General features: G+C 72.6%; 18 protein-coding genes. 12 read left to right on the top strand and 6 right to left on the bottom strand.

Features of this window, described 5'->3' with window-relative positions; genetic code table 11:
* Nucleotides 1–21: 21 nt before the first annotated feature.
* The 3 genes from LWP59_RS22175 (at nt 22) to LWP59_RS22185 (ending at nt 2082) form a co-directional block, all read left to right on the top strand.
* Nucleotides 22–702 (top strand): MOSC domain-containing protein, encoded by a 681-nt coding sequence (locus tag LWP59_RS22175; protein WP_144642165.1) that lies wholly within the window; start codon nt 22–24, stop codon nt 700–702.
* 16 nt (nt 703–718) lie between these two features.
* Complete coding sequence (locus tag LWP59_RS22180; RefSeq protein ID WP_144642164.1) at nt 719–1735, top strand: LLM class flavin-dependent oxidoreductase; 1017 nt, start codon at nt 719–721, stop codon at nt 1733–1735.
* Nucleotides 1736–1863: 128 nt separating this feature from the next.
* On the top strand, nt 1864–2082 hold the full coding sequence (locus LWP59_RS22185; RefSeq protein WP_144642163.1) for a hypothetical protein: 219 nt from the start codon (nt 1864–1866) through the stop codon (nt 2080–2082).
* A 49-nt stretch (nt 2083–2131) separates the two neighbouring features.
* On the opposite strand, the gene LWP59_RS22190 is transcribed toward LWP59_RS22185, so the two are convergent.
* The 3 genes from LWP59_RS22190 to LWP59_RS22200 form a co-directional block, all read right to left on the bottom strand.
* Nucleotides 2132–2635, bottom strand: a complete 504-nt coding sequence (locus LWP59_RS22190) for a hypothetical protein (RefSeq protein WP_191334771.1) — start codon at nt 2633–2635, stop codon at nt 2132–2134.
* A gap of 84 nt (nt 2636–2719) precedes the next feature.
* Nucleotides 2720–3370, bottom strand: a complete 651-nt coding sequence (locus LWP59_RS22195) for a hypothetical protein (RefSeq protein ID WP_144642161.1) — start codon at nt 3368–3370, stop codon at nt 2720–2722.
* A 91-nt stretch (nt 3371–3461) separates the two neighbouring features.
* Nucleotides 3462–3827 carry a hypothetical protein gene (locus LWP59_RS22200; protein ID WP_144642160.1) on the bottom strand — a complete coding sequence of 122 codons (366 nt, stop codon included), beginning with the start codon at nt 3825–3827 and terminating at the stop codon, nt 3462–3464.
* A 215-nt stretch (nt 3828–4042) separates the two neighbouring features.
* Between LWP59_RS22200 and LWP59_RS22205 the strand changes: the two genes are divergently transcribed.
* The 3 genes from LWP59_RS22205 (at nt 4043) to LWP59_RS22215 (ending at nt 5428) form a co-directional block, all read left to right on the top strand.
* Nucleotides 4043–4405: an STAS domain-containing protein gene (locus LWP59_RS22205; protein ID WP_144642159.1), complete on the top strand. Its 363-nt coding sequence runs from the start codon at nt 4043–4045 to the stop codon at nt 4403–4405.
* Between the two features lie 81 nt (nt 4406–4486).
* A complete protein-coding gene (locus tag LWP59_RS22210; protein ID WP_144642158.1) occupies nt 4487–4903 on the top strand; it encodes an ATP-binding protein in 417 nt (138 codons plus the stop codon).
* Nucleotides 4904–5020: 117 nt separating this feature from the next.
* Complete coding sequence (locus tag LWP59_RS22215) at nt 5021–5428, top strand: ATP-binding protein (protein WP_144642157.1); 408 nt, start codon at nt 5021–5023, stop codon at nt 5426–5428.
* Here LWP59_RS22215 and LWP59_RS22220 read toward each other — a convergent pair.
* Nucleotides 5409–6179 (bottom strand): ion transporter, encoded by a 771-nt coding sequence (locus LWP59_RS22220; protein ID WP_373299395.1) that lies wholly within the window; start codon nt 6177–6179, stop codon nt 5409–5411. The two genes, LWP59_RS22215 and LWP59_RS22220, sit on opposite strands and share 20 nt — an antisense overlap.
* A gap of 15 nt (nt 6180–6194) precedes the next feature.
* On the opposite strand from LWP59_RS22220, the gene LWP59_RS22225 reads away from it, so the two are divergent.
* Nucleotides 6195–6644 carry a hypothetical protein gene (locus LWP59_RS22225; protein ID WP_186383380.1) on the top strand — a complete coding sequence of 150 codons (450 nt, stop codon included), beginning with the start codon at nt 6195–6197 and terminating at the stop codon, nt 6642–6644.
* Nucleotides 6542–7108 carry an MFS transporter gene (locus LWP59_RS41105; protein WP_186383379.1) on the top strand — a complete coding sequence of 189 codons (567 nt, stop codon included), beginning with the start codon at nt 6542–6544 and terminating at the stop codon, nt 7106–7108. Before LWP59_RS22225 ends, LWP59_RS41105 begins: the two co-directional genes overlap by 103 nt.
* Nucleotides 7109–7303: 195 nt before the next feature.
* Here LWP59_RS41105 and LWP59_RS22235 read toward each other — a convergent pair whose 3' ends face one another.
* A complete protein-coding gene (locus tag LWP59_RS22235) occupies nt 7304–8026 on the bottom strand; it encodes an ArsR/SmtB family transcription factor (RefSeq protein WP_144642156.1) in 723 nt (240 codons plus the stop codon).
* A 55-nt stretch (nt 8027–8081) separates the two neighbouring features.
* Here LWP59_RS22235 and LWP59_RS22240 point away from each other — a divergent pair, with 55 nt between their 5' ends.
* Together LWP59_RS22240 and LWP59_RS22245 are read left to right on the top strand one after the other, a co-directional pair.
* Complete coding sequence (locus tag LWP59_RS22240) at nt 8082–9308, top strand: MFS transporter (protein WP_144642155.1); 1227 nt, start codon at nt 8082–8084, stop codon at nt 9306–9308.
* Entirely contained in the window at nt 9305–9463 is a 159-nt protein-coding gene (locus LWP59_RS22245) for a hypothetical protein (RefSeq protein WP_191334770.1), read from the top strand. The genes LWP59_RS22240 and LWP59_RS22245 overlap by 4 nt, the downstream gene beginning before the upstream one ends.
* Before the next feature lie 130 nt (nt 9464–9593).
* On the opposite strand, the gene LWP59_RS22250 is transcribed toward LWP59_RS22245, so the two are convergent.
* Nucleotides 9594–10370: an IclR family transcriptional regulator gene (locus LWP59_RS22250; RefSeq protein ID WP_144642154.1), complete on the bottom strand. Its 777-nt coding sequence runs from the start codon at nt 10368–10370 to the stop codon at nt 9594–9596.
* Between the two features lie 94 nt (nt 10371–10464).
* Here LWP59_RS22250 and LWP59_RS22255 point away from each other — a divergent pair, with 94 nt between their 5' ends.
* Together LWP59_RS22255 and LWP59_RS22260 are read left to right on the top strand one after the other, a co-directional pair.
* A complete protein-coding gene (locus LWP59_RS22255; RefSeq protein WP_144642153.1) occupies nt 10465–11835 on the top strand; it encodes an MFS transporter in 1371 nt (456 codons plus the stop codon).
* A gap of 19 nt (nt 11836–11854) precedes the next feature.
* The gene (locus LWP59_RS22260) at nt 11855–12934 is read left to right on the top strand and encodes an amidohydrolase family protein (RefSeq protein WP_144642152.1); all 1080 of its coding nucleotides are present in this window, start codon (nt 11855–11857) and stop codon (nt 12932–12934) included.
* Nucleotides 12935–12956: the final 22 nt, after the last annotated feature.

Genomic DNA, 12956 nt, shown 5'->3' on the forward strand with positions numbered 1-12956 from the left:
CGAAACGCGTACCGTGGCGGCATGGAGCTGCTGTCCGTCAACATTGGCAAGCCGCGCCCCAACCCGTGGAAGCGGCTCGCCGCGACGGGGATCGACAAGCGGCCCGTGACGGGGCCCGTCGCCGTGCACGTGCCCACCGCCACCGGCACCGGCGAGGTCGGCCTGGCGGGCGACCGCGCGCACGACGTCAAGCACCACGGCGGCCCGGACCAGGCCGTGTACGCCTACGCCCGCGAGGATCTCGACGACTGGCAAGCCACCCTGGGCACCCACCTCGCGAACGGCGGCTTCGGCGAGAACCTCACGACGAAAGACCTCGACGTCAACGGCGCGCTGATCGGCGAGCGCTGGCGGGTCGGGCCCGACGTCGTGCTCGAGGTGTCCGCCCCGCGCACCCCCTGCGCCACCTTCCAGGGCTGGCTCGGGCGCGCCGGCTGGATCGCGGAGTTCGTCCGGTCGGCGCGGCCCGGCGCCTACCTGCGCGTGCTCGAGCCCGGCGAGATCCGGGCCGGGGACCGGATCGAGATCGTCCACCGGCCGGCGCACGACGTGACCGTGGCCCTGGCCTTCCGCGCGCTCACCGGCGAGCCCGAGCTGCTGCCCCGCCTGCCGGCCGCCGACGCGCTGCCGGAGTCGACCAAGGACCTGGTGCGCCGCAGGACGGGCGCGGCCGCTGACAGAATCGGCGGGACCGGGTCGTGAACGTGGGAGGACCGCCATGCCGTTGCCCTCGGAACCGTTGCGGAAGCTGGGCTTTCTGACCATCGGGCTGTTCGACGACGCCGATCCGCGTCCGGGCCACGAGTCCACGCTGGAGATCATCCGGCTCGGCGAGGAGCTCGGCTTCGACAGTGCGTGGGTCCGCCACCGCCACCTGCAGTACGGGATCTCCTCACCCGTCGCGGTGCTGGCCGCCGCGTCGCAGCGGACCAGCCGCATCGAGCTCGGCACCGCGGTGATCCCCCTCGGCTGGGAGAACCCGCTGCGCCTGGCCGAAGACCTCGCCACGGTCGACATCCTCTCCGGCGGCAGGCTCAACCCGGGGATCAGCGTCGGGCCGCCGAGGCACTACGACCAGATCAAACGCGCGCTGTACCCGGACTCCGCCGACGCCGAGGACTTCAGCTACGAGCGCGTCCGGCGCCTGCTCGACTGCGTGCGTGGCGAACCCGTCAGCGATTTCGGTGGCACCGAAGGGTTCGAGGTGTTCTCCCAGCGCGTCCAGCCGCATTCGCCGGGTCTCGGCCGGCGGCTGTGGTACGGCGGCGCGAGCCTGCGCTCGGCCGAGTGGGCCGGGCGGCACGCGATGAACTTCCTCACCAGCAGTGTGGTCAAGGCCGAGGAGTCCGAGGGCTTCGCCGAGGTCCAGCTGTCCCACATCCGGGCCTTCCGGGCACACCATCCCGACGGGGACACCGCACGCGTCTCGCAGGGGCTCGTCGTCATCCCCACCGACTCCGCGACGTCCGCGCAGCGCGAGAAGTACGAGCGGTACGTGGCGGAGCGCACGCCGCGGACCGCGGTCCCGCAGGGCCCGGCGCGGATGATGTTCGCGCGGGACCTGGTCGGCACCTCCGCGCAGCTCGCCGGACAGCTTTACTCCCACCCCGCGTTCCGCGAGATCGACGAGGTCGCGTTCGCGCTGCCGTTCACCTTCGAGCACGAGGACTACGTGCAGATCCTCACCGATCTCGCCACGAAGCTCGGGCCCGCGCTCGGCTGGGCACCCAGGTAGTGCTGGTGTTCCCGTGGGGGTCACCCGAGGCGGTGGTCGCACGCGCGAAAAGTTCGTCGCTGCCCTGGTGGCGGGTACTCCATCCGCGTTCGCAAGCAAAAAACGGCGCAGGATGAGGAGTGGTGACGATGCGACGAATCGGAACACTGGCAGGTGCGCTCGCCCTGACCGCCGGGGCCGTGCTCGGAATGGCGGGAACGGCGTCGGCGCAACAGGTCAGCGTGCCGCCGGACATGTGCGTGGGTGGTGGCGGGACGCTGTCGCTCGTCGGGGAAGGTCCAGACCTCGTCTGCACGGGCGGCTGGTTCAACGGCTTCCCCGTCGTCATCGACAGCGACGGCGGTTGATGCACGGCAGGAGGGCCGGCCCGGAAGTTCCGGGCCGGCCCTCCTGCCGTCAGAGGGCGTCGCCGCCGGTGCGGTACGGGCCTCCCTGTTCCAGGTTCGGGCTGACGCGGGGGTGCCGGCCCTCCTGCCCCGGCACGGGCGAGGTCGTCGGCTCCTGCAGCTGCTGCTCCATCTCGTCGGCGCCCCGCTGCGGCTCGGCGACGGCGGCGCGCGCGTTCCAGTCCTCGACGACCTGCTCTTCGCGCCGCTGCGCGAGCACGGCGATCGTGATCGCGTGGGCGAGCGCCAGGATCAGCAGGTACACCCCGACCCGGCCCATCACGGCGGGGAACGAGCCGCCGCCGGGGAAGTGCACGGTCGAGATGAGCGCGAGCGCCCCGAGGACCACGACGTAGAACAGGGCCGTGACGAGCATCGTCATCGCCGATGCCGCCTCCGGTCGCCCGCGGTCGCCCTGGAGGTAGCGCGCACCGCTGCGGTAGATGATCTGGCCGTCGATCGCGGCCAGCAGGATCCCGATCACCAGGAAGGAAACATAGCTGTTCGTGTCCACGACCGACTCCCCTTCAGATCGCCGAGAACGCTCCTTTCCCGGCTACCCGCTGAAGGCCCTGGTCGCGCACCACCATGGGGTGAACTAGCGCTTGATCAGCGCCACGATCGAGCCGATCACGCCGACCGCGCCCGCCCCGAGGAACAAGTAGTAGCCCGGCGCGGTGCTGTCGGGGTTGGGCTCGCCCGAGGTGAGCCAGAAGATCATGCCCACGATCATCACCAGGGACACCACCAGCGCCAGCGCACCGACGATCCGCTTGTTGCGCATCGGGATGAACAGGACCGCGCCGGCGAGCAGGGCCAGGCCGCCGCCGATGAGCACGAGGTACACGCCGATCTGGATGATCGTGCCGCTGGAGCTGCCGAAGTCGCTCGCCTGCCCGGCGGCGTCGGCGACGTCGATGCCCGCCAGGCCCTGCCCGCGCACGCTGAACCACGGCAGGAAGAACTGCAGCACGCCGGCCAGGCCGCCGAGGACGAGCACGATGGCGGCCGGGATGTTGTTGCTCGCCGCCGTGCCGAACTGGCCGGGGCCCTGCGGGCCGTACCCGTACTGCGGCGCGGGATAGCCGTACTGGCCGGGATAGCCGTACTGGGGCGGGTAGCCGGGCTGCTGTGGCGCGCCGTACCCTGGCTGGCCCGGCACCGGCGCGCCGTACCCCGGCTGCTGCGGCGGCCCGTAGCCGGGCTGGCCTTCGCCGTATCCGCCGGGCTGCTGGCCTGGATAGCTCATGTCTCTCCCCCTCGACGACCGGCGCCGACCGCGCCCGAGGGTTGATGCTACTGCGCGTGGCGTGCTCGGTGGGTGAACGACGCCCGCGAGGTCAGCCGACCGGGGCGCGGACGTCGTCGAGACCGAACCAGAACAGCACCACGTCCGGGTTCTCGCTCCACGCCACCTGGTGCGCCTGCACGGTCCGGCCGCCGACGGTGCTGGTGATCCGCGCCGCGGGGCCCACGTAGTAGCCGAACACCGGCACGGTCGGCGGCAGCCCGGGGTCCCCGCCGTCGAGGATCCGGAAGCCCGGCGCGAGGTCGGAACCGTGGTGGACGTTGCTCATCAGCTGGCCTTCGAGCCGGCCGGCAGCGGTGCGGTGGCCTGCCATCAGTCCGAAGTGGACACCCGGAAGATCCGGTGTCCGGATCGCGACGAAGTAGAACACCCGCTCGCCCGAGGAGTCACGCGTCATCGCCGGCACGACCTCGCCGAGTAGCAGGCGTCCCGCCGGTCCGGCGGATCGCTCGCCGGTGCCGGGGCGGTGCTCGCCGGGCCGCCGCCAGCGGGTACGCGGCGTGCGTGAGCCGGTTGAGCCGCGGCGGCCGGAACTTCCCGGCACCGGAGCGGGGGCGGCAGCGAAGCCAGGGCTGCGGCACGGTGGCCGCCGGGGTGTAGCAGGATGTACGCATGCAGGCCCCAGACCCGGACTTCGCCGGGGTGCCGAGGATGACGGTCCGTACCGAACGCGCCGGTGACGCCGTCGTGCTGGCCGTCAGCGGCGAGGTCGACATGACCACCGCGCCCGAGCTGGACGCGCACACGAGCCAGGCGCTGCGGGACCGGCCGCCCGTGCTGGTGATCGACCTGACCGAGGTTACGTTCCTGGGTTCGGCCGGCATGTCCTCCCTCGTCGCCGCGGGCCAGGACGGCGGGGACACCTCGGTGCGGATCGTCGCCAGCGGGTCGGCCACCGCGCGGCCGATGCAGCTGGTCGGCCTGGACCAGCTGCTGGCCATCCACCCGACCCGCGCGGCGGCGCTGGCAGGCTGAGCGGGCGCGCATGTGTCGCGCGGCGCTGGGTACTTTCCGGACGACGGCCCGAGGACGGGCCCGCACCGAGAGGGGTGCGCGATGAACCCGCGTCACGACCCGGCGCGGCCGGCGGACCCGGCGTTCCGCCGCCGGGGGCCAGCACTGCCACGGCACGCGACCTGGCTGCGCCACGAGCTCGACGACTGGGCCCGCGCCCGTGCCCTCCCCGACCCGGTCCGTGAGGCGCTCGCGCTCGCGGGCTACGAAGCGATGGCCAATGCCGTCACGCACGCGTATCCCGCGCGAACAACGGGGTTCCTGGAGGTGACCGCGTGCGAGGAGGCGGGCGCGGCGACCGTCGTCGTGACCGATCACGGCCAGTGGCGCCCCCCGCCGCCGGTCGCCGGCGCGCTGCGCGGGCGCGGCCTGGCGCTCATCCACGCGTTGGCGGGCCGGACGTCGGTCGACACGCGCGAACACGGCACGACGGTCACGATGACCTGGCCGTTGCCGTGACCCGTCGCCGTAACCCGTTGCCGTAACCCGTCACCGTCCCGCCAGGTTTGCCGCGGCGGTGCACGGGGTAGCCGGGCGCGGCTTGACCGACCAGGCCTCCGGCGCGTGATGGGAACGATGAGCGGCAACAACTCCGGCGAGGACGCCCCTGCGCTCCTGCTCGACCTCGCACCGGACCACGTGCCACCGCTGGTGGAGGTCCGGCAATGGGCGGCCCGGACCCTGCCGCCCGCCGGGCCGGACTTCGTCTCCGACGTGCAGCTCGTGGCGACCGAACTGGTCAGCAACGCCTACGAGCACGCCGGGGGCGCCCGGCGGGTGCGGCTCGGCTACGACAAGGACACCGGGCGGCTGCTGGTGGAGGTCGAGGACGGCAGCAGCGACCCGCCCGTGCGCCAGGAGGCAGGCGGGTTCCGCGGCCGGGGGCTGGCGCTCGTGGACGCGCTGGCGCACGCCTGGGGCAGCCGCCCGCGCGCCGGCGGCGGGAAGACGGTCTGGGCGGTGCTCATGGCCGGGGGTCGTTGAGCCCGAGCTCCACCGCCCGGCGGATCTGCTCCCGGTTCTCCCGTACGACGGTGGAGAAGAACTCGTCGATCCGCGGGTCGAGCAGCACCTCCAGCAGCACCCGGAACGACGTGTCGACGACCCCGCGCACCAGCTCGTCGTGGAAGGGCATCCGCCGCAGGCGCCCGAGCTGCGGGTCCTGCGACACCTTCTCGGTGATGATCGCCCGCAGCTCGGCGCGGTGGGCGTCGAGGGAACGGGCGAGGTTCTCCGGGTAGCTGCCCGTCTCCAGCACCTTGACGACCTCGTCGAGCACGGCGATCGTCACCGGCTTCTTGACCGCGCGCACGATCGGCTCGGACAGCTTGTCCACCAGCCGGTAGGTGAACTGCTCCCCCACCGCCCGGTCGGCGGCCCGGCCGATGCGCACCAGCAGCAGCACCACCACGACGAACCGGTGCCCCAGCAGCGCCGGGTGCGCGACGGGGAGCATCGCGAACAGCTCGTACCAGTTGCGCATCAGGAAATGCTTGGCCCAGCGGCGTTTGCGCCAGCGCCACAGGAATTCCCCGAGGAACACCAGGCAGATCGCGCAGTCGGTGTAGAAGATCGCGAGCCCGGCCCCGCGGGAGGGCGGGCTGAGGATCATGAAGCCGAGCAGGCCCACGGAGACGACCGCGAGCGCGAGCATGACCCAGTCGTCGGCGCGCACGTTGCCGGGCATGATCCCGGAATTGAGCTCCGGCTCTCGAACGTCGCGCAGGCTGGCCATGGGCCCGATCATGGCATGCGCGCCCGCACCGGGCGGGGCGAGCCCGTCGGCGTGTCCGGCTCCGGCTCGTCGCGGAGCTCGGGCAGGCGGGGCACCACCGGGTTCGCGAGCCACTTCGGGGAACGGGCCCACCGATCCACAGTAGACAGTCCGCTCCGCGCGAAACGCGGCCTCTTCCGGTGGCCCGCCTGGCAGGCCCGGCCCATGGACGGGTTGCTGCGACAACGGAACTTCCGGTTGCTGTGGCTGGGCCGGACCACCAGCCGCTTCGGCAGCAACATCTCTGCCGTCGCGCTGCCCCTCGTCGCCGTGGTCGTGTTGCACGCCAACGCCTTCACGGCCGGGCTGCTCGCGGCCGCGGCGTGTTCCCGTGGCTGCTGCTCGGCCTTCCGGCGGGTGCGTGGGCCGACCGCGTCGCCCGGCGGCCGCTCATGGTGGCCTGCGATCTCACAGCAGCCGTGCTGATCGCCTCCGTGCCGGTCGCGGCGTGGCTCGGCGTGCTCACCATGGCACAGCTGCTCGCGGTCGCCCTGCTCGCGGGCGGCGCAAACGTGCTCTTCACCACCGCCTACCGCGCCTACCTGCCCGACACCGCGGCTCGGCGCCGGGAACGCGCTCCTGCGCGGCAGCGAGTCCGCGGCGCAGATCGCGGGGCGGGGGCTGGGCGGCGTGCCGGCCCAGGCGCTCGGCGCGGTGTCCGGCCTGCTCGCGGACGCGGCGACGTTCGCGGTCGCCCTGGTGTGCCTGCTGCGGATCCGGGCGCCCGAACCACGCGGCGCCACGGCCCGCTCGCTGCGCGAGGAGATCGCCATCGGACTGCGGTGGACGCCGGCCGATCCCCACCCGCGGGCGCCGGCGGCCTTCGGGTGCCTGACCAACCTGGGGCTGACCGGGTTCCAGGCGCTGCAGGTCCTCTTCCTCGTCGGTGACCTCCACGCGATCCCGGCGGCGGGGGTGGTCGCCGCGAACGTCGTCATCGGCGCGTTCCAGCAGAGCTACCCCCCGACCGCGATCCCGGGGCCGCGTGATCGCGACGGCCACCGTGGTGAGCTGTGCGGCCGACCCCGTCGGCGCCACTCTGCTCGCGACGCCGCTGCGCCGGACCCGTGAGCTCCCGCGGCCCGTCAGCTCCTGACCTCGCCCAGTCGCGGGATCAGCTCGGCGAGCCGCGCGGTGCCGCCGGGACGGAGGGTCAGGGTCCGGCCGTCGTCGTCGACGGCGACGGCGACGAGGTCCTCGGCGCGGAACCAGGTCAGGATCTCGTGGCCGAGAGCGCCGCCCAGATGCGGGCGGCGCAGGGTGCGGTCCACGCAGCTCGTGGCCACCTTGCGCCGGGTCGCGGCCAGGGCGCCGACGTCGATCCCGAAGCGGGGCAGCACTTTCCCGGCCGCCGGGCCGAGCTCGAGCGCGTCGCCGCCGCCAGCAGGCCGCCGTAGCGCGCGGTCGGCGAGCAACTGGTCCAGCAGCGCGACGCCGAGGCGGCCTGCCGCGTGGTCGTAGCAGAGCCGTTCCGGGGCCGCGGTCGCGCTCGGCAACGGCAGCGCCCCGCCCGCGTAGTCGGCCAGGACGTCGAGTACGGCCGTGACAGCCGGGTCCTTGAGCCGGTAGGTGACGTGCCGCCCGGACTGCTCGCCGACGACCAGCCCCGCGGTGCGCAGCTTCGCGAGGTGGTTGCCGAGCCGGGCCGGGCTGACGCCGAGGATGTCGGCGAGCTGGGTCATCCCGTGCGGGCCCTCGTGCGCGAGCAGCTGCAGCACGGTCAGCCGGATCGGGTCCGCCAGCTCACGGGCGAGTCCGGTCACCGTCGCGACGACGGGCTGCTCCGCGCTGGTCCATCCGGGAGACACGGACCGATCATAACAGAGCTTTCATATTTCACTGATACGTGATAGATGTCTGTAGATGGCTGCCGTGCGCAGGTACTGGCGCGAACAGGTCCCGCCCCTGGGCCCGTTTCGCGTGCTGGCGCTGGGGGTGCTCGTGACGACCGCGGGCGAAGGAGCCTGGTACACCACCTGGGCCGTGTACTTCACGACCGCGGCGGGGCTGCCCGCCGCGTCGGTCGGCCTCGGCCTGCTGCTCGCCGGGGCCGTGGCCCTGCTCGCCGCCACCCCGGTCGGCGCGCTGGCCGACCGGCTCGGCCCCCGCACGCTGCTGGCCGTCCTGATCGCGGTCGAGGGCGTGTCGATGGCCGCCTTCCTGTGCACTTCCCGCTTCGCGGTGTTCCTGCCCGTCGCGGTGGTCAACACGGTCGCCGACCGGGCTGCCGCCGGCGTCAGGACCGCCTACGTGGCCGGGCTCGCGGACGCGGGCAACCGGGTCGGGCACCTGGCGCGCCAGCGCGTCGCGAGCCATGTCGGCTACACGGTCGGCGCCGCGGGCGGGGCGCTGTGCCTGAGCCTGCACACGGCCGCCGCGTTCCACGTCGTGATCGTGCTCAACGCGGCCACGTCGCTGTTCCACGCCGCACTGCTCGCCCGCATGCCCGTGGTGCCCGCGGCACGGGTGCGCACCCCGGCCCTGGCCAGGGATCCGGCGTTCCTCGCCGTCGCGACGACGACCGGCCTGCTGTCGCTGTGCTGGGGCCTGGTCTCGACCGCGCTCCCGCTGTGGCTGCTGCGGAACACCGGCCTGCCGACGGCGCTGGCGGGCGCCGTCGTGATCGTCAACTCGCTCGGTGTCGCGTTGTTGCAGGTGCCGGCGAGCCGGGGCTGCACCACGGTCCGGCGTGCCGCCGCACGGGCGCTGTGGTCGGGTGCCGCGCTCGCCGGCGCGTGCCTGGTCCTCGCCGCCACCGCCGGCGGGCACGGCCTGCTCGCCGCCGGGCTCGTGCTGGTCGCCGCGGGCGCCCACCTGGCGGGCGAGCTGTGGTTCATCGCGGCCCGCTGGACCCTGACCCTCGACCTCACCCCGGCCGGTGCGACCGGGCGCTACCAGGGGGTCACCGCGACCGCAGAGGCGGCGGCGCAGATGCTCAGCCCGGCGGTGATGACCGTGCTGATCGGCACCTGGGGGCGCTCCGGCTGGTTCGTGCTGGCCGCCGTGTTCCTCGCCGCGGGCGCGGCCACCGTCCCCGCCACGCGGTGGGCGGTGCGGACCCGGACCAACGCCGTTCCCGGCGCAGCGTGACGAGCCCCGCGATCGAGCGCGGGATGAACGCGAGGACCACCAGCCCGGCCACCACGTACTCGGCCACCCGCCCGCCGTTGAGCGCGCCGCGCGTGACGACGAGCGCCCAGACCAGGAAGGCGAGCAGTACGAAGCCGAGCACCACGTTGAAGTAGGCACGGCCGAGGGTGTCGGGAACGATCTTCGTCCAGCTGACTTCACGCATGACACCCAGTCTCGGCGTCCCCAAGGCCCCGGCCTTCCCCCGCGGGACCGATTCCGGCCCGGTTCCCTCGACCGAAAGGACTAACCGGCGTCCCGCAGCGCGGCGGACGCGGCGGCCACGGCTTCGAGCACGCTCCCCGCCAGCTCGCGGCCCACCCGCTTGGTGCCCATCCGGCTCGAGGGCAGCACGACGTTGATCGACGCCACCGGCGCGCCCATCAGGTCGCGCACGGCCGCCCCGACCGCGCTCACGCCGTTCTCCCCCTCCTCCACGTTCATCGCGAAGCCGGCCTTCCGGATCGCGGCCAGCTCCCGGGTGAGCTGCGGCCAGCCCGAGATCGACGCGGTGGTGCGCCGTTCCAGGCTCCGCCCGGCGAACCGGCGGTCGAACTCGACCTCGGAGAGCACGGCCATGATCGCCTTGCCCGCCGCGGTGCAGTGCGCCGGGATGAGCACGCCGGTCCGGTTGCCGACCCGGACCGTGCGGTTGCCTTCGATCCCGTCCACGAACCGGATGTGCCGTCCCTCCAGGACCCCGAGGCTGACCGTCTCGCCGGTCGCCGTCCACAGCTGCTCGAGCATCGGCCGGACCACCTGCCGCACGTCCATCCGGTTGAGCGAGGCCAGGCCCAGCTCCTCGAGCACCGGACCGGGGCAGTACGGGCCGTTGCGCGAGCGCTGCTCGGCGAAACCCTGTGTGCGCAAGGAGTTCAGCAGCCGGTGCGCGGTCGAGGGCGCGACCCCCAGCAGGTCGGCGACCTCCGACAGGCGCAGCGCCCGGTGCTGGGCGAGCAGCCGGACGAGCTGGAGCGCGTTGTCGACCGAGCTCAGCGCGGGCTCGGTGCGCGATTTCGTCATAGCAGAATTGTAGAGGCTGAATCTTCCGCTCTCGCAAAACGCGTGCTTCGCTCGACCTCAGCCGCTTTCCGCCTCGGACAGCCAGGAGTGAACCGTGTCAGCACCAGTGCCGGTCGACGCGATCGAACAGCTGCGGACCGCGAGGTTCGGCCGCTTCCACCTGATGCTCGTCGTGGGCGTCATGCTCTCGATGGTCTTCGACGGGTACGACACGCTCAACCCGTCCTACGTCATCCACTACACCGCGAAACCCTGGCAGCTCAGCCACAGCGCGACCGGGCTGATGGTCGCCTCGGGACTGATCGGGTTCCTCGTCGGCGCGCTGGCGCACGGCCCCGTCGCCGACCGGATCGGCCGGCGGCCGGTCCTGCTCGGGGCGCTGTTCGGCACCGGCCTGCTCAGCCTGCTCACCGCCGTGGCCGCGAACGGGTTCGGCTCGTTCATCCTGCTGCGGCTGCTGACCGGGCTGTTCCTCGGCGTGATCATGCCGCTGGGCACGGCCTTCGTCAACGAGTTCGCCCCCGCCCGCTCGGCGAACCGGGTCGTCGCGGTGACGATCGCCGGGTACTGCCTCGGCGGCGTCCTCGCCTCGCTGGTCGGCATCTACATCACGCCGCACCTGGGCTGGCACTCGCTGTACTGGATCGGTGCCGCGCCACTCGTGCTCGGCTTGCTGCTGCTGCCGCTGCTGCCCGAGTCGGTGCAGTTCCAGGTGCTGCGCGGGCGGCACGAGGACGTCGCGAAGACGCTCGCGAAGATCCGCCCCGGCCAGGACTACGGCGGCGTGCGGTTCCTGCAGCCGCGCGAGCGCGCCTCGGCCAGGGAGATGATCGGCACCGTGGTGGGCCGCCCGTTCCGGCGGACGAGCATCGCGTTGTGGGTGTGCGCGTTCATGATCCTGTTCTGCATCTACGGGCTGTCGGGCTGGCTGCCGTCGGTGATGGAGAGCCGTGGCAACGACTTCGCCGCGTCGTTCTTCTTCCTGGCGATCCTGCAGCTGGCCGGGATCGTCGGCGGGATCACCGTCGCGATCGTGTGCGACCGGCGCCGGGGCGGGCTGGCCGTGGGCCTGGTCGTGCTGATGGTGGTCGCGGCGGTGGCCGTCCTGCTGGTCGGCGTGAGCACCGGATCGGCGGCACAGCTGGTGTTCACCGGCTTCGCCGGGTTCGGCATCATCGGCGGCCAGTCCGTTCTGGACACCCTGTCGGCACAGACTTATCCGGCGCACCTGCGCAGCACGGGCACCGGGATGATGTTCGGCGTCGGCCGCGTCGGCGGCATCCTCGGCCCCTACCTGATCGGCTGGCTGCTCGACTGGACCGGCGGCGCGACCGGGGTCGTCTTCGTCGTGATGGTGGTCGCGACGAGCGTCGCGGCCGTCACCGGTGGCGCGCTGGTCGTCTTCCGCCGCGGCATCCCGTCCACTGTGGACAGCCTCAGTGCCACCCGAGTCCCCGTTTCCTGAACACCGAGAGAGGAAGAGGATGACCGACACCAGCCCATTGACCACCGGCGGCGAGATCGGCTACCTGCGGATCGCGACCGAGGAGGCGTACGGGCCGCCCGAGCTGTTCGACCTGTACCGCAAGCTGCTCGAGACCACCGACGACATCGGTTTCCGCAGCCTGATGGGCCACTACCTCACCAGCGACGCCGAGCGGCCCCGGTTCGTCCGCGACCGGCTGCAGGACGCCGGGGAGAAACGGCTGTCCGAAATGGACGCGGCCGGGGTCGACCACGCGGTACTGGCACTCACCTCGCCCGGCACCCAGGTGCTCGCCGACGACGACGCGCGCGAGATCGCCACCATCACCAACGACCGCATCGCCGAGGCGACGGCGACGTATCCGGCCCGGTTCTCCGGCCTGGCGGCGGTGGGGTTCGGGGACGTCCCGGCCGCGGTGAAGGAGCTCGACCGGGCGGTGTCCTCGCTGGGGCTCAAGGGGCTGATCTGCAACTCGCACATCAAGGGCCACTACCTCGACGAGGCCCGGTTCTTCCCGCTCCTGGAGGCGCTGGAGTCCCTCGGCGTGCCGCTGTACCTGCACCCGAACACGCCGAACAACGACATGATCAAGCCGTTGTACGAGGCCGGGCTGGACGGCGCGATCTTCGGGTTCGGCCTGGAGACCGCGATGCACCTGCTGCGGATGATCACCGCCGGGGTGTTCGACCGGTTCCCGCGGCTGAAGGTCGTGGTCGGCCACCTGGGCGAGGCGCTGCCGTACTGGCTCTACCGGCTGGACTACATGCACGCCGGGCAGGTGAAGGCCAACCGGTACGAGGCGATCAAACCGCTGGAGCTGAAGATCAGCGAGTACTTCCGCCGCAACATCTGGCTCACCACGAGCGGGATGCCGTGGGCGCCGACGATCATGTACGCGCGGGAGGTGGTCGGCGCCGACCGCGTGATGTACGCGATGGACTACCCGTACGAGTACGTGCCCGACGAGGTCCGGATGCAGGACGCGCTGCCACTGGAGCCGGCCGAGCTCAAGCAGTTCTACCAGGACATCGCGATCGAGGTGTTCGGCCTCGACGAGGCGGTGCTGACCGGCGGCTGAGCGCGGGTGCGGGGCCGGACCG

This window comes from Amycolatopsis acidiphila, assembly GCF_021391495.1.
GTDB classification, from domain to species: domain Bacteria; phylum Actinomycetota; class Actinomycetes; order Mycobacteriales; family Pseudonocardiaceae; genus Amycolatopsis_E; species Amycolatopsis_E acidiphila.

What these genes read in the sequence shown, in the direction of transcription:
- LWP59_RS22175 (WP_144642165.1), top strand. Translation starts at nt 22, where the DNA reads ATGGAGCTGCTGTCCGTCAACATTGGCAAGCCGCGCCCCAACCCGTGG.
- LWP59_RS22180 (WP_144642164.1), top strand. Translation starts at nt 719, where the DNA reads ATGCCGTTGCCCTCGGAACCGTTGCGGAAGCTGGGCTTTCTGACCATC.
- LWP59_RS22185 (WP_144642163.1), top strand. Translation starts at nt 1,864, where the DNA reads ATGCGACGAATCGGAACACTGGCAGGTGCGCTCGCCCTGACCGCCGGG.
- LWP59_RS22195 (WP_144642161.1), bottom strand. Translation starts at nt 3,370, where the DNA reads ATGAGCTATCCAGGCCAGCAGCCCGGCGGATACGGCGAAGGCCAGCCC.
- LWP59_RS22200 (WP_144642160.1), bottom strand. Translation starts at nt 3,827, where the DNA reads ATGACGCGTGACTCCTCGGGCGAGCGGGTGTTCTACTTCGTCGCGATC.
- LWP59_RS22205 (WP_144642159.1), top strand. Translation starts at nt 4,043, where the DNA reads ATGCAGGCCCCAGACCCGGACTTCGCCGGGGTGCCGAGGATGACGGTC.
- LWP59_RS22210 (WP_144642158.1), top strand. Translation starts at nt 4,487, where the DNA reads ATGAACCCGCGTCACGACCCGGCGCGGCCGGCGGACCCGGCGTTCCGC.
- LWP59_RS22215 (WP_144642157.1), top strand. Translation starts at nt 5,021, where the DNA reads ATGAGCGGCAACAACTCCGGCGAGGACGCCCCTGCGCTCCTGCTCGAC.
- LWP59_RS22220 (WP_373299395.1), bottom strand. Translation starts at nt 6,179, where the DNA reads ATGGCCAGCCTGCGCGACGTTCGAGAGCCGGAGCTCAATTCCGGGATC.
- LWP59_RS22225 (WP_186383380.1), top strand. Translation starts at nt 6,195, where the DNA reads ATGCGCGCCCGCACCGGGCGGGGCGAGCCCGTCGGCGTGTCCGGCTCC.
- LWP59_RS22240 (WP_144642155.1), top strand. Translation starts at nt 8,082, where the DNA reads ATGGCTGCCGTGCGCAGGTACTGGCGCGAACAGGTCCCGCCCCTGGGC.
- LWP59_RS22250 (WP_144642154.1), bottom strand. Translation starts at nt 10,370, where the DNA reads ATGACGAAATCGCGCACCGAGCCCGCGCTGAGCTCGGTCGACAACGCG.
- LWP59_RS22260 (WP_144642152.1), top strand. Translation starts at nt 11,855, where the DNA reads ATGACCGACACCAGCCCATTGACCACCGGCGGCGAGATCGGCTACCTG.